This is a genomic window from Blastomonas sp. 34TW (genome assembly GCF_059803595.1).
On record NZ_JAPFGW010000002.1, the window covers coordinates 1 to 20,935 of the forward strand.

Annotated in this window: 18 protein-coding genes; 11 read left to right on the forward strand and 7 right to left on the reverse strand. The window is 63.5% G+C overall.

Going from position 1 to position 20,935, the window contains the following annotated elements:
- The first annotated feature begins 863 nt into the window (after positions 1-863).
- From OPU69_RS03220 to OPU69_RS03255, 8 genes are all read left to right on the forward strand, one after another.
- Complete coding sequence (locus OPU69_RS03220; RefSeq protein ID WP_498509322.1) at positions 864-1,313, forward strand: curli assembly protein CsgF; 450 nt, start codon at positions 864-866, stop codon at positions 1,311-1,313.
- A 3-nt stretch (positions 1,314-1,316) separates the two neighbouring features.
- Entirely contained in the window at positions 1,317-2,306 is a 990-nt protein-coding gene (locus tag OPU69_RS03225) for a CsgG/HfaB family protein (protein WP_066044051.1), read from the forward strand.
- A 292-nt stretch (positions 2,307-2,598) separates the two neighbouring features.
- Positions 2,599-5,025 carry a beta strand repeat-containing protein gene (locus OPU69_RS03230; protein WP_498509323.1) on the forward strand — a complete coding sequence of 809 codons (2,427 nt, stop codon included), beginning with the start codon at positions 2,599-2,601 and terminating at the stop codon, positions 5,023-5,025.
- A gap of 69 nt (positions 5,026-5,094) precedes the next feature.
- On the forward strand, positions 5,095-6,960 hold the full coding sequence (locus tag OPU69_RS03235; protein WP_498509324.1) for a beta strand repeat-containing protein: 1,866 nt from the start codon (positions 5,095-5,097) through the stop codon (positions 6,958-6,960).
- A gap of 69 nt (positions 6,961-7,029) precedes the next feature.
- A complete protein-coding gene (locus tag OPU69_RS03240) occupies positions 7,030-7,722 on the forward strand; it encodes a hypothetical protein (protein ID WP_498509325.1) in 693 nt (230 codons plus the stop codon).
- 1 nt (position 7,723) lies between these two features.
- The gene (locus tag OPU69_RS03245; protein WP_498509326.1) at positions 7,724-8,482 is read left to right on the forward strand and encodes a hypothetical protein; all 759 of its coding nucleotides are present in this window, start codon (positions 7,724-7,726) and stop codon (positions 8,480-8,482) included.
- A complete protein-coding gene (locus tag OPU69_RS03250) occupies positions 8,463-8,864 on the forward strand; it encodes a hypothetical protein (protein WP_498509327.1) in 402 nt (133 codons plus the stop codon). The genes OPU69_RS03245 and OPU69_RS03250 overlap by 20 nt, the downstream gene beginning before the upstream one ends.
- 7 nt (positions 8,865-8,871) lie before the next feature.
- Positions 8,872-9,957, forward strand: coding sequence for a helix-turn-helix transcriptional regulator (locus tag OPU69_RS03255; RefSeq protein WP_498509328.1), 1,086 nt, complete (start codon positions 8,872-8,874; stop codon positions 9,955-9,957).
- 7 nt (positions 9,958-9,964) lie between these two features.
- On the opposite strand, the gene OPU69_RS03260 is transcribed toward OPU69_RS03255, so the two are convergent.
- A complete protein-coding gene (locus OPU69_RS03260; protein ID WP_498509329.1) occupies positions 9,965-10,363 on the reverse strand; it encodes a RidA family protein in 399 nt (132 codons plus the stop codon).
- Between the two features lie 76 nt (positions 10,364-10,439).
- Here OPU69_RS03260 and OPU69_RS03265 point away from each other — a divergent pair, with 76 nt between their 5' ends.
- The 3 genes from OPU69_RS03265 to OPU69_RS03275 are packed head-to-tail and all read left to right on the forward strand — an operon-like array spanning position 10,440 to position 13,325.
- Positions 10,440-11,297, forward strand: coding sequence for a cytochrome b/b6 domain-containing protein (locus OPU69_RS03265; RefSeq protein WP_498509330.1), 858 nt, complete (start codon positions 10,440-10,442; stop codon positions 11,295-11,297).
- Positions 11,294-12,070 (forward strand): molybdopterin-dependent oxidoreductase, encoded by a 777-nt coding sequence (locus OPU69_RS03270; RefSeq protein WP_066044021.1) that lies wholly within the window; start codon positions 11,294-11,296, stop codon positions 12,068-12,070. Before OPU69_RS03265 ends, OPU69_RS03270 begins: the two co-directional genes overlap by 4 nt.
- A 25-nt stretch (positions 12,071-12,095) precedes the next feature.
- Positions 12,096-13,325, forward strand: a complete 1,230-nt coding sequence (locus OPU69_RS03275; protein WP_498509331.1) for a class I SAM-dependent methyltransferase — start codon at positions 12,096-12,098, stop codon at positions 13,323-13,325.
- A gap of 3 nt (positions 13,326-13,328) precedes the next feature.
- Here the strand turns inward: OPU69_RS03275 and OPU69_RS03280 are convergent, their stop codons facing one another.
- From OPU69_RS03280 to OPU69_RS03305, 6 genes are all read right to left on the reverse strand, one after another.
- The gene (locus OPU69_RS03280; protein WP_498509332.1) at positions 13,329-14,465 is read right to left on the reverse strand and encodes an MBL fold metallo-hydrolase; all 1,137 of its coding nucleotides are present in this window, start codon (positions 14,463-14,465) and stop codon (positions 13,329-13,331) included.
- Positions 14,465-15,172: a DUF1013 domain-containing protein gene (locus tag OPU69_RS03285; protein WP_498509333.1), complete on the reverse strand. Its 708-nt coding sequence runs from the start codon at positions 15,170-15,172 to the stop codon at positions 14,465-14,467. The genes OPU69_RS03280 and OPU69_RS03285 overlap by 1 nt, the downstream gene beginning before the upstream one ends.
- Before the next feature lie 160 nt (positions 15,173-15,332).
- Complete coding sequence (locus OPU69_RS03290; protein ID WP_498509334.1) at positions 15,333-18,131, reverse strand: DUF3857 domain-containing protein; 2,799 nt, start codon at positions 18,129-18,131, stop codon at positions 15,333-15,335.
- A 70-nt stretch (positions 18,132-18,201) separates the two neighbouring features.
- Positions 18,202-19,536 (reverse strand): tetratricopeptide repeat protein, encoded by a 1,335-nt coding sequence (locus OPU69_RS03295; RefSeq protein WP_498509335.1) that lies wholly within the window; start codon positions 19,534-19,536, stop codon positions 18,202-18,204.
- Positions 19,529-20,242 (reverse strand): DUF4331 family protein, encoded by a 714-nt coding sequence (locus OPU69_RS03300; protein ID WP_066044010.1) that lies wholly within the window; start codon positions 20,240-20,242, stop codon positions 19,529-19,531. Before OPU69_RS03300 ends, OPU69_RS03295 begins: the two co-directional genes overlap by 8 nt.
- Positions 20,243-20,246: 4 nt before the next feature.
- Entirely contained in the window at positions 20,247-20,897 is a 651-nt protein-coding gene (locus OPU69_RS03305) for a hypothetical protein (protein WP_066044006.1), read from the reverse strand.
- Positions 20,898-20,935 lie beyond the last annotated feature (38 nt).

The following is a 20,935-nucleotide window of genomic DNA, read 5'->3' on the forward strand; positions in this document are numbered from 1 at the left end:
GGGATGGAGCAGCCCGGTAGCTCGTCAGGCTCATAACCTGAAGGTCGCAGGTTCAAATCCTGCTCCCGCAACCAATATAAAAGCCCATTCCATCCTTCCCCCAATTCCCGCAAACCGCGGCAGGGCCCAGCCCGGATCCGCTGATCGCCCCGAAGCCTATGCTCGCGGGGCCACTGGCGCGTCTGCATCAAGCCCAATACGATGACTAGCGGGCGAGTTGCCCAACACATGATCGATAAGAGCCTTTGCCAGATCGGCGGCGCGCCAGGCGTGAACATCAAACCCTGGTGAGCCTGCTATTGCTGCCGAGACGGCTAGGCGATTTCATCGCGACCTGCGCGAACTTCCAGTCACCATCGAAGGCGTGTCCAAGGTGGGGCAGCTGCGGCAGCCGGGCATCGAACGACCGTGCCAGGCAGAACCTGCATCAGGACGCCGCGAAACGCGATTTGATCGTCCCAATTCTGCCCACTTCCCGACTTTTACATGTCAAATCGCGTCAAATTGACGTCGATTACGTCAACGAACGGGGTAAACTGTGTCTCGAAAACGGACATTTTGTAAAATCCGGCCAAATTCATGGTACCCAATCGGGATTCCCGGCTGCTGGCTGAGCTCCTGCCCACCCTACAGATTAACTACCGCAGCGCGCGGGAAAGCTGGGCTTTGATGAGTCCCAAGCCATTGCAACTCCATGCGAACGCGTCTGGATACCCCCAATATGGGGCTATCCTATAGTCTATTTGCACTATTTTACACTCCGTTAATCGCTCCTAAGGTCCCGTTAACAAAATTCGAGTCGCATGAATTTTATGCCGTTCGAGAGGCAAAAGCTTCCGGGGGCGAGCTGCAGGAGATGAGTTGTGCACTCGTACAAGCGTGCGGTCAGGGCCTTGACGGTGGCCTGGCTGGGAGTGGCCGGTATTGCCATGCCACTCGGAAATGAGGCCGTTGCACAGGACATCGTCTACCAGCCTGTCAATCCCAGTTTCGGCGGAAACCCGTTCAATTCCAATCACCTGCTGGGCATCGCCAATGCCCAAAACGATTTCACCAACCCGGCGTCGAGCTCGAGCAGTTCGCAGGCGGACATCTTCGCCCGCCAGCTCCAGTCGCGTCTGCTGTCCGCACTTTCCTCGCAAATTGTTACCGCGATTTTCGGTGACAACCCCCAGGAAAGCGGCACGATCAGTTTTGGCGGTCAGACTGTCAGATTCATCCGCTCGCTGACCGAGGTGACGATCACGATCATAAATGACGATACCGGTGAAGAAACGGTGATCGTCGTCCCGACCTTTGTGGATGTCGACTGAGCCATGCGTCTTCCGATCCTTCCCGGCCTGGCAGCCCTTTCAATTGCCCTGATGGCAAGCGGCTGCACCACCGTTGGCGGCAGCGGCAAGGCGTTTCTGCCCGAAACGACCAGCTATGCCTATCTGCCCAACGCGACCCAGACCCAGCTGCTGCTGCGCGGCATTCCCAAGCCGTCGCGCCAGGTTGCGGTGGCGGTCTACAGCTTCACCGACCAGACCGGCCAGTTCAAGCCCAGCGCGACCGGCCAGACGCTGTCGCGCGCAGTCAGCCAGGGCGGAGCCTCGGTGCTGGTCAAGGCGCTTCAGGATGTCGGCGATCGCAGCTGGTTCACCATCGTCGAGCGCGAGAATCTGAAGAACCTGCTTAACGAGCGCCAGATCATCCGCGAGATGCGCGAACGTTATCTTGGCGAGCGAGTCGTCAATCCCGATGCGCTGCCCGCACTGCTGTTTGCCGGCGTGCTGCTCGAAGGTGGGATCATCGGTTATGATACCAACACGCTGACCGGCGGCGCAGGCGCAGCCTTTCTGGGCATCGGCGGCCGCACCGAATATCGCCAGGACACGGTCACCGTCTATCTGCGCGCGGTATCGGTACGCACCGGCGAGGTGCTGACCACGGTCACCGCGTCGAAGACCATCGCCTCGCAGGCCTTTGGCGCGAGCGCGTTCAAGTTCGTCGCCTTCCGCGAGCTGCTCGAGGCCGAGGCCGGGTTCACCACCAACGAACCCGACCAGCTGGCGCTGCAGCAGGCGATCGAAAAGGCGGTCTATGCGCTGGTCATGGAAGGCGTCGAGCTGCGCCTCTGGGATTTCGCCGACCGCGATGCCGGCATGGCCAAGCTGCTGCAATATCAGCAGGAACGCGATGGAAAATTCACGCCGGGACAGGTTCAGCGCGCAGAAGAACGTGCGCGCCAGCTTGCCCCGATGAAGGTGAAGGACAGGAAAACGAACGGGAAGAAAAGCGAGGTAAGCTCGGAGACTAATTGACCAGCTATGTCCTGCATCACAGCTAGCGGCGTGTATGCAGGCGCAAGACAGGATCGGGAAAGTCCCCCAATCGGGGTACCCAACCGCTCCAGGATCGCGGACGAGAGCCGAAGCCGGTCAGGCGGCATTCGGAACTGACATAAAGACCTGACAAAACTCGCGCACCGGAGCTGCAACTCCGATGCGCGAGCATGACAACAATGAGTGCGTGTGAAACAATCATGCTGACCCCGGCGGCAATGCTGCTTCCGGAGCAGCATGGTTATGACCCTTGAACAGAGGATTATCAACCATGAAGACCTCCATTTACACCTCGGTCTCGGCACTGGCGCTGATGATCGGCATGCCGGCGATGGCCCAGACCGTCGTCAACAACAGCTCGACGATCGACCAGAGCGGCGCAAACAACAGTGCTGACGTCAGCCAGCTGGGCAGCAATGCCAAGTCGACCGTGACCCAAAGCGGCAACGGCACCACTGGCAGCCGCAACACGGTCGAAGTCGACCAGGCGGGCAACAGCTCGGAATCCGAAGTCACCCAGTCGGGCGGCGCGGGCAATGTCGCCAAGGTCAATCAGGACGGAGATAGCTTCTCCGAGATCGTCCAGTCCGGTGTCCTCAATGACGCCGACGTCGATCAGAAGGGCGGCGTCAACAACACCTCCGACGTCGCTCAGACCGGTGACAAGAATTTCGCGGAAGTCGATCAGGAAGGCAGCGACAACGAATCGACGGTTGACCAGACGGTCGGCGGAGAAGGTGCCACGGCCGATGTGGCTCAGTCTGGTGACGAGAACGTATCGACGGTGACGCAGACCGCCGAAGCGCTTGCGATGGTGACCCAGAACGGTAACGAGAACGACAGCACCATCGAACAGTCGGGTGACGGTTCGAGCGCGACCGTGTCGCAGACGACCAACGAGTCGGGCAACGGTGTCCGTTTCCGCGGCGAGGATGGCCGCGATGATGCGGGTGGTGACAGGATTCGCAGCAACTTCTCGAACATCGTTCAGGGTGGTTCGGGCAACACAGCGGGCGTGACTCAGACAGGCGATCTGAACCGTTCGGAAGTAAACCAGTCCGGAATTGGCGGCTCGGCGACTGTCGGCCAGACCGGCATCTTCAACAATTCGCAGATCGACCAGACCGCTGGCGCAACGGCCACTGTCAGTCAGGGTGATCTCGGATTCTATGGCGACAACAATTCGCAAATCGAGCAGAATGCCGACGGCGCTTCCGCTACCGTTACGCAGCTGGGCACTTCCACTTCAACCAATCCTAACTTCCCTACCAACAGCTCGGTAATTACGCAGGACAGCGCCGCAAGCGCTCTGGTAACCCAGACGGGTAGCCAGAACAGTTCGACCGTGACCCAGGAGGCAACGGCCGCCGGTGCCTCGGCGATCGTCACGCAGACCACAAACCCATTTGAAATTGGCGCAGACGATGTGGAAAACGTCTCGACCATCACCCAGTCGTCGGACGCTTCGGCCACGGTCACGCAGGATGGCCAGCAGAACAGCTCGACGGTTACCCAGCTGATCGATGCCACGGGTTCCAGCGCGCTGGTTTCTCAGAAGGGCTTCGATAACGATTCGAAGATCACTCAGAGCGGCTCGGCAGGGCTTGCTGATGTCGATCAGGACGGCACTTTGCTGACTTCCACCATTACGCAGAGCAGCCCCAACAACAATGCCACTGCGTTCGTCACGCAGACCGGCGAGGAAAATGACTCGAAGATCACGCAGGAAGCCAATGCCGGCGGCTCGGCAGACGTGACCCAGGCGGGTTCGCTCAACAATTCGACGATCACCCAGGCCTCGGTGGACTCCCAGGCTGTCGTGGATCAGGGTGGTACCAACAACACGTCCAAACTGACCCAGGGTCGCATTGCAAGCAACCCCAACCAGACCAATAGCCAGGGCGCGCTGATTGTTCAGCGCGGTGAGGGCAACGTATCCGATGCGATCCAATCGGGTTCTAGCGGTGATCTGAACGTCAATCAGTCGGGCGACCGCAATACGTCGGACGTGCTGCAGTCGGGCTTCGACAACTCTGCCGGCGAAAGCAGCGACTTGAGCATGGTTGGCGTTGATCAGAGCGGCGATGACAATACAGCCGAGGTGACCCAGTCCGGGCAGCTGTCGAATGCTATGATCGATCAGATTGGCAGTGGTAACCTTGCTACTATTAACCAGTCCGTTAACAACGCCCCGAACCCGTCGGGTGGTCCCGATCCGCGCGTGGCCTCGGCTTCGATTGATCAGATCGGTGGCGGCAACACCAGCACGATCAACCAGACCGGTGGCTCCAATACCGTCAGCGCTCGCCTGATGACTGCAACCAGCACCCAGGGTGGTGACGGCAACACCAGCACGATCAATCAGACCAACACGCTGATTGCTGCGTCTGCCGCCAACAACTCTGCTACTGCCGATCAGGGTGGCAGTGACAATATCTCGACCATCACTCAGGACGGTACGTTGATGATCGCCAATCTGGACCAGTCGGGCAGCGACAACCGCTCGACGATCACCCAGAACGGTACCGACCACTTTGCCGACGTGGACCAGTCCGGAAACGATAACGTTTCCATGCTGACCCAGAACGGCACCAACAACAGCGCTGAAGTCACGCAGACGAGCAACGAAAACGTGTCGACGATCACGCAGTCGGGAGCCAACAACTCTGCAATCGTGACCCAGGGCGGCGTCAACTAAGGCAAGAGAACTGACTGGCTGGTGTCCATAACCAGGCACCAGCCAGCATTCTTTGAAGGATATAAGATAATGAAAAAGCTTCTTCTTGCCGGCGCATCGACGCTGGCGATCTTTGCCCTTGCTCCGGCGAAGGCACAGACGGTCAACAACACGTCAACCGTCACTCAGACCGGCACTAATGGCAACGCGACGGTGGGCCAGAGCGGTACCAATGGTATCTCGGTCGTCACCCAAGGCGGCAACACCAACAAGGCCACGCTGACCCAGTCGGGCGACAAGAACGACTCGTCGATCGTGCAGGATAACGGCACAGGCAGCTCGGACGACAACAACACCGCCACGGTCACCCAGTCGGGTAGCGAGAACATCTCTAAGGTTTCGCAGACTAATGATTCGGCCCTAGCGACAGTCACTCAGGCAGGAACCAGCAACGAATCAACGGTGTTGCAGAGCGGCGACTTCGACGAGGCTACCGTCGATCAGGATGGCACGAATAATACATCCACGGTTACGCAGACTGGCAATTCGAACGCTGCCACAGTGACGCAGGATGGCAGTGACAATATCTCCACCGTGACACAGGCGGGATTGCTCGGCTCCAACGAAGCAATCGTCACCCAATCGAATGTCAGCAACGAATCCACGGTGTTCCAGAGCGGAGCCGGGTTCAATGCCGCCAATGTCGAGCAAACCGGTGCTGATAACACTTCTACCGTGACCCAAGGTGGCTTCGGCAACAGTGCTGGAACGACCGGGAGCAGTGCTGCTGCAGGTGTCGTCCAGCTGAGCAATGGCAATTTCGCCACCGTCACCCAGGCCGGTGGACTGCATGAAGCGTTCATCGAGCAGCAGGGCGGCGATGTGAACCGCGCCACGATCAACCAGGGCGCGGATGTCAGTAGTGACCATACTGCGTCGATCAGTCAGAACGGCGGCGCAAACGAGAGCGAAATCACACAGCGCGGTTTCAATCAGGATGCTGTCGTCAGTCAGAATGGGGATGCCAACAAGGCATTCATCAACCAGGGAACCGGAATCGGCAGAAATCATAATGTTCTCGTCGGCCAGACCGGTCGCGAAAACCGCACGGAAATCACGCAGACTGGCGTCAATCAAGATTCGATTGTCAACCAGAATGGCGATGAAAATCGCGCAATAATTACCCAGGGCGGTGACCTCTTCGGCGAAAATCACAATGTCGAGGTCAATCAAGGTGGCGACGACAACGAGACGAATATCCAGCAGACCGGTCGCAACCAGTTCGCTGATGTGACCCAAGACGGGACTGGCGGTCTTGCCAATGTCGACCAGGGTCGTGATTCGCCTTTCGCATCGCAGCGCGGCGACAATCAGACTGCTACGATCAATCAGGCCGCTGGCGGCAATAACAACACCGCACGCGTCGAGCAGCGGGGTGACAATCAGAATGCGTTCATTTCGCAGATTGGAACGCAGAACAATGACGGCGCCTTCCTCGAAGGCGTGACCCCCACAGTCTATGGTGCCGAAATTCGCCAGGGTGGAACTCAGGGTCGCGATAACGATGCGGATATCATCCAGATATCGGATGGAAACCGCGCCTTGACCATCCAAGACGGCATCAGTCTTTCGGCAAATGTCACTCAGGGGGCATTGGGTGTTAACACCGGTGACAACACGAGCTTCATCAACCAGTCGGGCAATGGTGGCTCGGTGCTGAATGCGGACGTTCTTCAGACGGGCTCGGGCAACGATTCCAGCATCATTCAAGGGGGCTCGAACCAGGTTGCGATCGTGAAGCAGACCGAGTTCGGCAATGACAACGACTCGTTCATCATCCAGAACGATTCGGGTCATGTCGCTGAGGTGACTCAAAACTCGAGCAACAACTTCTCGACCATCACCCAGAACGGCACGGGCATGATCGCCACCGTGACCCAGGGTGCACCGAACTGACAACTGATGACCTGAGGGGCGGCTCCGCTTCGTGCGGGGCTGCCCCAAGGGCAGTACAGGAGAGTTTCCATGCGCACATGTTCTGCCAGGCTGGCCATCGCCGCGATGATGGTACTGGGGGCACAGACGGTATATGCGCAATCCGCTCCGAGCGACCCGTGCGCAGGGGCCTCTGCGGGAGCCTGCACGGCGGGCCCGCTTTCGGAACCGATCGAGCTGATGCGGCCCGTGCCGCTGCGCACCAGCGCCTTCATCACGCAGATCGGCGACAACAACACCGCCACCATCAGCCAGAATGGCAGCCAGCAATTTGCGCGCATCGGGCAGGATGGTGACAACGGCACGGCCCGCGTGACCCAGGAGGGTGCGGGCACCGCCTATCTCGAAATCGACCAGGCGGGTCTGCTCAACAGCTTCATTTCCAAGCAGAATGCAAGCGATGGCGGCGGCAATATCGCGGTCGCGGCCCAGCAGGGCGAGAGCAACGCGATCTGGCTTGATCAATCTGCGATGGCCGGTAGTGTAAATACCGCAATGCTGGGACAACAGGGCGATGGCAACCAGATGCGACTGGGACAGAACGGGTCCGACAACCGCGCCGAGCTGTTCCAGCGGGGTGACAACAACGCCATGACCGCGACGCAGAACGGAACCGCCAACCAGCTTCGCTGGGTGCAGAATGGCAGTGGCCTGTCCGATCTCCAGATCGTGCAGAGCGGCAACCAGACGATGTCGATCACCCAGTCGAACGGGGGCAGCTGACATGCCCCGGCTGCCCCTGCTGCGTTCGCTGCCACCGCTTCGTCTGCCCAGCGGCGAAGAGATGGTGCGCTATGCGGTGCTGGGGCTGCTCGTTCTCGCAGCGGTCGCATCGACCCAGTTGCTCCCCCATGCATCGGCGCAGGATGCCGGCGCCGTGGATGCGCAGAGCGACGAGAGCGATGCCGCCGATCGCAGCGCGGCCGTCGTGACCGATCAGGCCTCGTCCCCCGACCGGTCGCTGGCAGTGCCCTCGATCGGCACCAGCCAGGGGGACAGCGCCGCTCTGCCGACCGAATTCCAGCTGTCCTCGCCCTCGGGCAACGCGGTGCCGCAGCGCCAGCTGAGCGCTGCCGGCCAGGATGGCGGCCAGCTCGGCACCCAGCGCCTGGAAGGCGCGGATGCGTGCGATGATGCCAAGCCCGGCGCCGGCCCCGATATCTGCGCACGTCCGATCGAAGCCCGGGCCGGCGAATTTGCCGGGCGTCGCCAGCCGCAGCTTTCCGCCGAACAGAGGCTGCTCGCGCAGCAGGCCGCGACCGGTGCCGTGGCCGACGCGCCCGATGCTGCCGCGCGCAGGCTGGGCAGCGGCCGCAGCGCCGATTTCAGCAATGACGATCTCGCCATTGCGGCAGCGGTGACGTCCGGTCAGGCGGGACAGGCACCGCCCACAGAAGAAGAGACCAGCGACATTCCGGCCGATGCCACCAATGCGATCGATGCAATTCTGGGAGCGATCGTCAATGCCCCACCACCGCGGTGATGCCCGATGGCTCACCCCCATTCTTCTGGCCGCGGCCATCTCCGCCGCGCCGCCTGCCGCCGCAGCGGATGATGCCATGACTGCAGGCGTTGCACAGGACCAGCCGATCACGCTGGTCGTCAGCAAGGATGGCGCGCTGGTCGATGCCAGGGTGATTGCCGCAGCCCCATGCCGCTGCGCCGGCCGGTTCCGCATCGAATCGCGCTCGGGCAGCTCCAACAATTCGGTGAACACCAGCAGCTTCGGCACGATCGAAGAGGCTGGCCGCATGCTCAGCCATGTACGCTTCGGCGGGTCGGACGATTGGAGCATCCGCCTGACTGTCTCGATCGACGGGCGCGACGATTACGTCATCACGCGGTCTTCCGGCACTGGCACATGACCGGCTCATGATCCTTCTTTCCAACCGGTTCGACAGGCTGGATGAGTTGATTGCTGATGCTGCGTTGGGCCATTGCACATGGTCCGATGCGCTCACGCGCATGCTGCCGCTGGCCGGGGCTGACGCCATGTTGATAAGCGTGATCTTCGGCAACAATCGCATGATCCGGCCTTTGGGCACCGCCAATATCGACCAGGGTGTCGTCGATGCCTATGCAGAGCATTTCTACCGGATCGGGCCGCGCGCCCGCCATGGGATGCCGCCGGCGGATCATGGCATCATCCTGCATGATGAATTGCGGCGTCCCGATGATATCGACGAGCAGGACGAATTCTGGGCGTGGTACGATTCGCACAACCCGCCGAGCGATGCCTCCATGCTGATCATGCCCTGTATCGGCGATGCCCGGATCGGCCTCGGGATCCTGCGACGTGGCGCCGAGGCCTCGCAGGCGGATATCGCCGAATTCTACCAGCGCTTTTACGACAAGTTCAGCGCGATCAACCTCTCGCTCCGCCGCAAGGTGGAACCGGAGCAGGCGGCGACGGCCATGGTGGCGCAGCTTCAGCAGATCGACACGTTTTCGCTGGTCGTCGATGAGGACATGCAGGTGGCCGCCGACGAGCGTTCGCCGATGATCCGCTATACCTTGCCGCTGACCGGCCTGGCGCGGCTGGACGAGGACGGGAGGCTTGGCACTATACTGCCCGACTTCCAGTCGGCGCTGACGGCGATGATCCAGAACCCCGGTCCTGGCCAAGTCATGGACCTGACGCTCAAGACCGGCCTTGCCGACACCATGGTGCGCGTGGTGTCGCTGCCGCAATCGACGGCGCTCCGCAGCGTCAAGGTCGACGTGACCTATATGAAGCACGCCCAGGACCCGGTGAAGGTGTTCATGGGCGCACTGGGCCTGACCAAGCGCCAGGCGGAATTGCTCGATGTCCTGCGCCGGGTCGATGCGCTCGACGAGGCTGCGGCGCTGATGGCGATCAGCCGCAACACGGCGCGGGTCTTTCTTGCGCAGATCTTCGAACGCACCGGCGTCCGGCGCAAGGCCGATCTGCTTCGGCTGGCGGGCAGCTTCGCCTGAGCCGGGCTCAGCGCTCGCCGGCGAGCGCGATCACGTCGATCTCGACCATCAGCTCGGGCAGCGCCAGTGCGCGCACCTCGACGATCGTGTCGGCGGGCCAGGGCGGGGTGAAATAGCGCCGCCGCGCCTCGACGATCGCGGGGAAATTTGCCATGTCGGTGAGATAGATCGTCACCTTGACGATGCGGCTGCGGTCGCTGCCGCCTGCAGCGAGCACGCGGTCGATATTCGCGAAGGTCGCCTCCAACTGCGCGTCGAAATCGCCCGCGCCGACGATCGCGCCGTTCGGGTCGATCGCCGCCTGGCCCGACAGGAAGAGCAGTCCGCCCGCTCTCCAGCCCGGCGAGATCGCATAGGGTGCCAGCGGATCGGGATCGAGCGTGATGACTTCGGCCTTGGCGGACATGACAGGCGACCTTTCGTGACGTACCATCGGGCATGGATTCGCGGAACGACTGTAACCTTGTGCGCCTGGATTGCGAATGACCGACATGATCGCCGCTCTCGACCCTGCCGAGCCCGTCGCGGTGCCCCAGGCCGCGCCAGAGATCGCGCCTCCGGTCAGCGAACCCGATCACAGCCATGCGCTGACGACGCGGATCTGGCACTGGGTCAATCTCGTTTCGCTGATCACATTGTTTATGAGCGGCCTCATGATCTTCAACGCCCACCCCCGGCTCTACTGGGGCGAATATGGCAATCGCGACGAGCCCGCCTGGCTCGAGATCGGGCAGCAGGGGAGCCGCGGATATCTCGGCATCGGTAGCACCCGGATCGATACCACCGGCGTGCTCGGCGTCTATCGCGATGGCGAAGGGCAGATGCGCAGCCGCGCCTTTCCCGGCTGGGCGACGATCCCCAGCGACTACAGCCTGGCCGATGGGCGCCACTGGCATTTCTTCTTCGCCTGGTTTTTCGCCTTCGGCCTGCTGTTCTTCATGATTTTCAGCCTGTTCAACGGGCATATCCGATCGATGATCGCGATGCGCGCGGCCGAATGGCACCCGCGCGCGCTGTGGCGCACGATCGTCGATCACGCGAAGTTCGATTTCCACACCGCGCCCGGCGAGGCGTACAACCCGCTGCAGAAATTGAGCTATATCGCGGTGATCTTCGTGATGCTGCCGCTGATGATCGTGACGGGGCTTGCCATGTCGCCGGGCACCGATGCCGCGCTGCATTTCCCCAGCATGATGTTCGGCGGACGCCAGACCGCGCGCTCGATCCATTTCATCATCGCCTGGTCGCTGATCGGCTTCATGGTGCTGCACGTCGCCCTGGTGATCGTGCACAAGCCGCTCACGCTGCTGCGCGGCATGACGATCGGACACCGGCGATGAGCGAGACGAAGAGCCCCCTGATCGTCACGCGCCGCGCGCTGGTCGGCTCGCTCGCGGTTGCCTCGGGCGGTCTGCTCAGCGGCTGCGATGCGCTCAACGCCAACCAGGGCTGGCGCGATACACTGCTGCTGGCGGAAAAGGGCAATATGGCGTTGCAGCGCGCGATCCAGGGGCGCGAGCGGATGGCGCGCGAATATTCGCCGCGCGATATCGGGCGCTCGGTCCCCGCCAACGGAACGCGTGCGCCGACCGATGCCGATTATCTCAAACAGGCCGCGACCGGCTTTTCCGACTGGACGCTCGCCATCGACGGGCTGGTCGAAAGGCCGATGCGGTTCGCGTTGGGTCAGATCCGGTCGATGCCGAAGCAGACGCAGATCACCCGGCACGACTGTGTCGAGGGCTGGAGCGCGATCGGCAAATGGACGGGGGTCAACCTCGCGCACCTGCTCGACAAGGTGCAGGTCAAGGACAGCGCGCGCTATCTGGTATTTCACTGCGCCGATACGCTGCGCGCCGGGCCCTATTACGAGAGCATCGACATGGAAGATGCGCGCCACCCGCAGACGATGATGGCCTGGGCGCTCAACGACGAATTGCTGCCGATCGGCAATGGTGCGCCGCTGCGTCTGCGGGTCGAACGGCATCTCGGTTACAAGCACGCCAAATATGTCCGGCGTATAGAGGCAGTCGCCGACTATCGGCTCGCCTATGGTGGGGGCGGCGGTTACTGGGAGGATGCGGCTGGATATGAATGGTATGCTGGCATCTGACTTTGGCTGCACTATCTAGGTCATCATGAGCCTTATCGACCGTTTCCTGAACCGGATCATCCGCCACGGCACGCTCGAGCTGACCGACCATCAGGGTCGTACCCGCAGTTTCGGCACAGCCACGCCCGGCTTTCCCGATGTCGCGATCCGGCTCGCCGACAAGGACGTGGCGAGCTTCATCGCGCTCCACCCGCGCCTCGGGGCGGGAGAGGCCTATATGGACGGGCGGCTTATCATCGAGCGCGGCGACATCATGGAGCTGATCGAGCTCGTCCGTGCCAATGCGCCGTGGGACAAGGGCGGCGACCTTAAGCCGAAAGGGCCGTTGCGCAAGCTCGTCCGGGCAATCGGCGGACGGATCGACCAGATCAATCCGGCGGGCCGCTCGCAGCGCAATGTCGCGCACCATTACGATCTCGACGACCGGCTCTACGATCTCTTTCTCGATGCCGACAAGCAATATAGCTGCGCCTATTTCACCGATCCCGGCAATTCGCTCGAGCAGGCGCAGGACGACAAGAAGGCGCATATCGCCGCCAAGCTTGCCCTGAGACCGGGGCTGAAAGTGCTCGATATCGGCTGCGGCTGGGGCGGCATGGCGCTGTATCTCAACCGCGTCGCCGATGTCGACGTGCTCGGCATTACCCTGTCGCAGGAGCAGCTCAAGGTCGCGCGCCGCCGCGCCGAGGAGGCGGGCGTTGCCGACCGGGTGAAGTTCGAGCTGATCGACTATCGCGCGCTCACCGGCAGCTTCGATCGTATCGTTTCGGTCGGCATGTTCGAGCATGTCGGCGTGCCGCAATACGAGACCTTCTTCCGCCAGTGCCGCAAGCTGCTTGCGCATGACGGCGTGATGCTGCTGCACACCATCGGGCGGATGGGCGGTCCAGGCGCGACCGATGCCTTCACCGCGAAGTACATCTTTCCCGGCGGCTATATCCCGGCGTTGAGCGAGATCGTGCGCGCGAGCGAGCCTTCGCGGCTGATCGCCACCGATGTCGAGACACTGCGGCTGCATTATGCGCATACGCTCAGGCTCTGGTATAAGCGCACGGTCGAGAAACAGGCCGAGATCGAGGCGCTTTACGATGCGCGCTTCTTCCGCATGTGGACCTTCTATCTCGCCGGGGCCACCGCTGCGTTCGAACATGGCGGCATGTGCAACTATCAGGTGCAGTTCGCGCGCAGCCGCCATGCGCTGCCGATCACCCGGGACTATATGGCCGAAGCTGAATCACAATACCGCTCGGGATAGAGCTCAGGCGGAATACCAGGCAACCCCGTCACGCACCGCACAGGTCGCGCGGCCGGCATATTCCAGATAGCGCAGATGCGCCATCGCCTCGCCGGTGGCGATGCCATAGACGCTGTCGTCGACCTTGCGCGCGAACAGGATGCCGAACGTGTCGACCGCGCGCATCTCGCGCTCCTTGAGCGCCGCCTCGAGCGCATCGAGCCGGTCGTGATGACCCGCTGCAAGAGCATCGAGCCGTTCGTGAACCCCGGTGAACGGAAAGCCATGCGCGGGCAGGATGAGCTCGTCGCCGGTCAGTGCGGCACGGAATTTCGCGATGCTGTCGAGCCATTCGCGCAAGGGGTCTGCGGTCGGTTCGCTCGCCATGATCGAGACATTGCTGGTGATGCGCGGCAAGATCTGGTCGCCCGCGATCACCACTTGCCCCGCCTTGTCGATCAGGCACGCATGTTCGGGCGTGTGCCCGCCGCCGGTCATCACCGTCCAGCACCGCTCGCCGATCTGCACCTCGCCGCCGTCTTCCATCCGGACATGGCCGATCGGCAGCGGGGCTACCATGCGCGCGAAATTGCCCCAGCCACGCGCGCGCATCTCGTCGAGGCGCTTGTCGTCCCACCCCGCCAGGCGCATCTGGTCGATGGCTTCCTCGGGAGGCTGTTCGCGCACATCGGCGGTCAGCATCCGCGCCATCAGCCATTCGGTGCGGTTCATCCATAGCCTGACGCCGAAACGGCGGCACAGCCAGCCGGCCGCGCCGACATGGTCGGGATGGAAATGGGTGACCAGCACGCGAGTGATCCGCCTGCCCTGCAGCCCTTCGGCGAACAGCTTCTTCCACGCATCGGTCGAGGCGGGCATGTACAGCCCGGTATCGACGATCGCGACGCCATCGCCCTCGTCGTCGGTGTCGTCGAGCAACCAGATGTTGATATGGTCGAGCGATCCGGGGACCGGCAGCCGGGTCCAGCCGAGCCCGGGCGCGATGGCGAAATAGTCGCCATAGCCGGGCGCATGATCGCCCAGCGGATAGGTCAGCCCGCGAAATTCCTTGGGCTCGAGCCCGTGATCGGCGAGCGAGGCATCATAAGCGGGCGGCCCCGAGCGCGTTGCCGCTTCTTCGGGGACCGCAGCCTCGGTCATCAGTCTTCGCTGCTCTCGGTTTCGACGGTCGCGTTGCCGAGCAGCGACGATTCGATCGCGGCCTCGCGCGCGGCTTCCTCGGCGGCGCGGTGCTGGGCATCGCGTTCGGCGCGCAGTTCCTCGATCAGCGCCTCGCGGTCGCCGCCCAGACGCGTGTCGGTCGGCGCCTGGTCGGTGATCCCGGCCTTCTTGGCGGCCTTGCTGACGATGGCGTCGAGCTCGCGCTGCGAGCACAGGCCGAGCGTCACCGGATCCTTGGGCTGGATGTTCGAGATGTTCCAGTGGCTGCGATCGCGGATCGCGGCGATGGTGTTGCGGGTGGTGCCGATCAGCTTGCCGATCTGCGCATCCGAGATTTCGGGATGGTTGCGCAGGATCCAGGCGATGCCGTCGGGCTTGTCCTGGCGCTTCGACACCGGGGTGTAGCGCGGACCCTTGGTGCGGCGCACCTGCGCGGGCCCTGCGATGATCTTCAGCCGATAGTCGGGATCGGCCTGGCCCTTCTCGATCTCGGCCATGGTCAGTTCGCCCGCGCGCACCGGATCGCGGCCGGTATATTTGCTGCTGGCAAGGTCATCGGCCATCGCCTGGACTTCCAGGATGTGCAGGCCGCAGAAATCGGCAATCTGTTCGAAGCTGAGCCCGGTATTGTCGACCATCCAGGATGCGGTCGCGTGCGGCATCAGCGGCTGGGGGTTGGCAGACATGCGCGTTTCTCCAAAAAATATGGCCACCCCTCGCGGGGTGGCCGAATGCTGCGCACGGCTATAGGCGAACGCGGTGCTTTGGGCAAGGAAAAGGGTCCGGGGGCAAGGAAAGGGGCTGGCGCGGCCCGAAATGTGGTGAACGTCCCCTCGGCCGGTGGCTTCAGGGCTTCAGCCCATAGCGCGCATATTGCCGCTCCAGCGATGGCGAGAGCTGCCGCGCGACCGCCAGATCGGCCGCCGCATCGGCTTCGCGGCCCAGTTTGCGATAGACGATCGATCGCAGGTACCGGCTTTCGGCGAGGCTGGGTGCCTGCAGCAGCGCGGCGTCGAGATCGGCCAGCGCCTCTTCGAGCCGCCCCATGCGCAGCCAGACCAGCGCGCGGCTGTCGAGAATGCCTGCGGTGCTGTCGCTGAGCTCCAGCGCGCCGGTACAGTCCTTCAGCGCCGATTCGGTCTGGACCATCCGCGTGCCCTTGATCCAGCAGCGCATGTTGAGCAGCGAAGGATCGCCGGGCTTGGTGGCCATCACCTGGTCGAGTTCGGTCAGCGCTTGCGTGGCGTCGCCATACATCCCCAGCAGATCGGCGCGGATCACTCGCAAGTCGGTCAGCGTCTTGCCGCCCAGCGCAATGCGTTCATCGACCAGCGCCAGCGCAGCGTCCAGATCGCCGAGCTCCGCCTTCAGCCCCGCGACCTGTCCAATATAGCCGATATCAGCTGGATCAAGCAAACGCGCCGCCTCGGCATCCGCCAGTGCGCCTTTCAGATCGCCCAGCTGCGCGCGCACCGACGCCCGGTCGCTATAGGCTTCGGCTGAAGGCAGCAGCGCGATCTGCCGATCGAGCACGCCTGCCGCCCCCTTGAAATCGCCGATGCCACGATACAGAGACAGGCTGCTGACCAGCGCGGTCGTGTCTTCCTCGTCGGCCTTCTGCACCTCCTTGTCATAGATCGCGCGGATTGCCCTGATCTGCGAATCCGACGGCGCACCGGCCAGCGACCAGCGCCGCCGCGCATCGGCCGGAGCGACCAGCCTGGGCGATCGCGCCAGCAGCGTCGCCATGCGATCGCGTTCGCGCGCCACATCGCTCGCCGCGATCTCGCCGCCCAGCGATGTCAGGTCTTCCTCGATCATCACCTCGCCGTTCGCCATCGTCAGCGACCGGCGGATCGCGGTGCCGCCGACCGTCATGTCGACCGACGGGTCACCTTCGATCGTGTAGCCGCGTCCGCCATCGGCCAGCCGGATCGTCATCTTGTAACGGCTGCGCAGCGGTCCGGCGGTCGCGACCGGGATCGCGGCCCAGGCTGGTCTTGCCCGGTCCGGCTTGAAATCGAGCAGATCCGGCACGCGCGAAAGCCAGCGCTCCATGCGCCGCTCCTGCATCTTCCAGCCGGTGTTGAACGCGCCCCGGCCGCGAATGGTGACAGTGCCCGCATCCGGATCGGGCACGGCCTCGAGTTGTTCGAACTGCGCCTCGCCGACAAATTCCTGGAGGACCGACTGCACGCCGTCGCGCAGCTCGGGTTCGGGCATCTGTGCGGTCATCAGCGTCAGCAGGCTGGCCAGCTCGCCGCGCACGACCATCTTGAGATCGATGACCGAAGGCAGGTCGATGCTGGTGCTTTCATCCGCCGTCATCTCCAGGTCGATCATCGGGCGTCCGGGCGCGCGCAGGTCCACTTGCATCAGATCGGCACCGTCTGCGCGCAATGGCAGCACATGGCCCAGACGCGGCGTGTCGCGCATGTCGGCCAGCCTGGTGCCCATCGCGGTGCCATCCAGCCACAGCGATTCCGATCCGATCGTCGCCCTGACCAGCACATGGTCGAACGCCGCCGCGCTTGGAATACGCTCGGGCACCAGTTCGCCCAGCCGCACGCCGGCCAGCACCGGCTCTGCCTCTATCCCCATCGCATGCAGCATGGCGAGCAGCAGCAGCGTCTTCGCCTTGCAGTCGCCATAGCGCGCGTCCCAGGTCTTTTGCGGTGACTGGGGCATGTAATTGCCGCCATCCATTCCCACGGCGAGATAGCGGATCTTGTCCTGCACCAGCTGCAGCGCCCTGGCGGCGCGCTCCATGGGATCGCTGGTCGCCTGCATGATCGCGGCGATCTCGGCGGCGATAGGGCTGTCCGGCGCGACGGTGCCTTGCGTGGCATAGAGCGGCGCCATCACCTTCGACACGTCGGCCCAACTGGCAAAGGTGGAGGCCTCGATCATCGGCAGCAGGCGATATCGGCCCGGCGCATCGTCGGGCATCTCGGCCAGCTTGGCGAGCGGTGCCGCGACCTCGAGGCGCATGAAATCGCCATCGCGCACCGGCTTCACGTCGAGCCTGCCCGCCAGCGACTTCCACTGCACCGGCTGATCCTTGCGCCAGGCCAGGCTGTAACCCGCCGAGGGGATGCGTGCGGGGGCGGCGGGCAGCCATTGCACGATCTGCGACCGTCCGCCCAGCGCGGCATCCTTGCGGGTGACCGAGGCGCGCAGGCGCAACCTGTCGCCGACGCGCAGCCCCTCGACCGCCAGGGTCGCAGACAGGATGCCGGAAAGCTCGCTCTTTTCGAGCTGCTCCTCGCGGCGCAGCACGGTGAATTTCTGCCCAGCCGCCAGCACGTCGATCGTCTGCCCGTCACGCAGGATCGAAAGCTGGTGGATGATGAGATCGCCCTTGTCCGGGCTCCAGGGCAAGGTGATGATGTTGCTCTGCGTCAGGCTTTCGGGCGAATCCAGCCGCCGGATCGTGTCGCTATACTGCCAGACGGTGGGGCCATCGATGCGGTGCTGGAAATCGAGCAGCATCACCCCGCCGGCCCCGCTGGGCTGCTTGTCATCGGGCAGGGCAGCCGGTTTCACCCATTCGGGGGCGGGAGCATAAAGGGGCTGATCGCCCGCAAAGGCCGGAGAGGCCAGAATCAGTCCAATGCAGCCTGCAACCCATAGCCCCCGCTTCACGCCTCGCTCCCCTGCCAGAATAGGCGGCGAGCTTGCAGACAGCCCGAGGACAAGGCAACTTGATTAAACTTCAATCTGAGGAGAGCGGGGTCGTGCGGCGAAACTCTGCCGCCTTTCGGGTGAGGCCGCTCGCATCGTAGATGGCGGCGGCGGTAGAATACAGATCGGGGGTGCGCCAGCGGGAGGCAAGGACGGTGTCGATCAGGGCGCGTGCCTCATCGATCCGGCTGTTCGCGAGCAGGGCAGCGGCGAGCTTGATCTTCGCTTCGCCATAGGGGCGTGCCTGATGATTGGCCTCCGCAAGCCTGAGCGCGCAGGACCAGTCCCGCTTCGCCATGCAATGGTCGATTGCATGACCATAGGTCGCTTCCGGGAACAGCTTCAGCCGCTCGGCCCAGATGGTCGACGAGCGGGCGTAGAGCCGCTGCGCTTGGGCCTTGTCGCCGCGCGCCTCGACGATCGCGGCCAGCGCATCGATGAACTCGGGATGGCCGGTGCGCCGGACGATATCGCGATACAGCGTTTCCGCCTGACCGGTCTTGCCCTGCAGCGCAAGCACCTCGGCGATATGCTCTTCGATCAGCCAGCGGCCGGGGAACAGCCGGTCGGCCTCGCGGAAATGCACCATGGCCTCAATGAGCCGACCCTGGTCGAGATCGAGAATGCCGCGCTGGAGCTGCATGTACGATCGGGTCTGCGGTGTGGGTGAGCGATAGGCCTTTTCCGCCTCGGTCAGATAGGCGTCGGCCAGATCGACCTTGCCGGTGCGCGCGGCAAAGATCGCGCGGCGGAAGTTGGCCGAACCCGGCACCAGCCGGTCGGCCGCGTCATACAGCGCCCAGGCCCTGTCATAATCACCGCGATAGAAGGCGATGTCGCCGCGCATCGCTTCGATCTCGGCGCGGTCGCCCGCATCGGGCGGAACCGCATAGGCATCGGTGGCCGCCAGCTGCGCTTCGGCGGCGGCCAGGCGATGCATGCTGAAATCGAGCGCGGCGCGCATCATGTGCGGTCCGCTGCCTTTCACCGCGACCGCAAAGGCCTTGTCGAGCGCAGCCTGGGCAGCGGCATAGTCGCGATAATCGCCCGAAAGCTGGGCGCGCGCCATCAGCTCGCTGGCATGGATTTCATGCATCAGCCACTGGTCCGCGCCCGCCTCGGCCGCCTTGCGGGCATTGGCGATCGCTGTCCGGCTGCGCCGCATCGCCTCGGCATAGCTCAGCGGCGGGCCGCTGCCCGAATAGGGCGAAGCTTGCCACGCGATCGGCTCTGGCAGGGGCTTGGCGTCATTCCAGGCGTCGATCGTCCAGACGCCTGCCAGGACCAGCAGCGCCATGATCCACCATTTCCAGGGTGACAGCCGTGCTGCCAGGCCGACCTCGCCCACCGCACCTGCCTCAGCCATTGGGTCGCGCGCAGATGCTCAGGCCCAGCCGACCGAAATCGTCGGCCAGCGCATTGGTCAGGATGGTCAGCGTGCTGCTGAGTTCAGGCACCCATTTGCCGGTCGCGTCGATCGCGGGGGTGTCGTCGTTATACTCGTTCTTGAACGGGTTGCCGGAGACGAGCGCGGTCGCCACCGCTGGCATGCCGGCACGATCGACCCGCCGATAGGCCGAGGGCAGATCGCTGCGGAAGGTGAAGTTCGTCCCCGCACCGCCCGATGTCGGCGGGCTGCCGAGCGGCGCGGCCAGAAACGGGAAGCTGGTGGGCAGCGGCTGGTCGAGCGTGTTGGGGTTGACCGGCAGCGCGGCAAAGGTGGTCGCGGGGTGCCGGGCGAGATCGAGGAAAATGACCGCGAGGGTCACATCGACTACCGGATCCTCGAACCGGCGGCCGTTGGGGAAGCCTGCCGGCTGGTTGAGATCGAGCCGGAGCAGATCGGGGACCACCAGATTCGCCACGGTCCGGCCGGGAACGACGGTCTGGTTGAGGCAGGGGCCGACATCGAAGCTGGTCGGCGGCGGCGGGGTCGGCGCGGGCGCGGGGGCGACCGCGACCGGCGGGATCACGATCGTATTGGTCTGCGGCTCGTTGCTGCCGCAGCCCGCAAGCAACGCAGATATGGCAAGGGCAGAGGCGAGCGCGCGCGGTGTGCGGTTCCGGGTCATGGTTTCAGCTCCTGATCCGGGCCGAGGTCGACCAGATATCGAGCGGCTGGCCCTGATCGAGCAGCCTGCGCGGGATCGAGATGACGACGAAGGTGGTGTTGAGATTGGCGAAGCGATTGCGCGCGTTGTTGAACGACAAGTTCCCCGTCGCGCGCGAATCGCGCAGCCCCTGCGGATCGAAGTTGAACGGATCGTCGAACAGCCCGGCGCGCACGGTTATGCCGTTGGGGGTGGTCAGGTTGCGTTCGACCGGACCGCGAACCAGGCTGGCCCCGGGCAGATTGCGGACCTCGATCCCCGGATTGGCCCCGTCGCGCCCGAAGCGGATCTCGATCGGAAACTCCACATCGGTGCGCGATCCGGCATTCGATATGTTGATCATGTACAGGACATCGGGATCGTAGAAGCCCGGCAGGTTGGTCGCCGACGGGCCACCGAAGCCGATCGACAGATAGACATTGTTGGCGTCGTGAAAGGCGTAGAGATCGGCAATGTCGGCGGCGACGTCGAATCCCACCGTGTTGGTGTCCGATCCCGTTCGAGCAGGCGGATCGAAATGGTCTGCGGCATCGAGCGCCTGGTGGCCTGTGAACATCACGCCGCCCAGCGCAAGCGCGCACGGCAGTATCACCCGGAAGAACGTGGCTGTTTGCATATCACCCCTGCATGCTGAACTGACTGTCTGGGGCGACC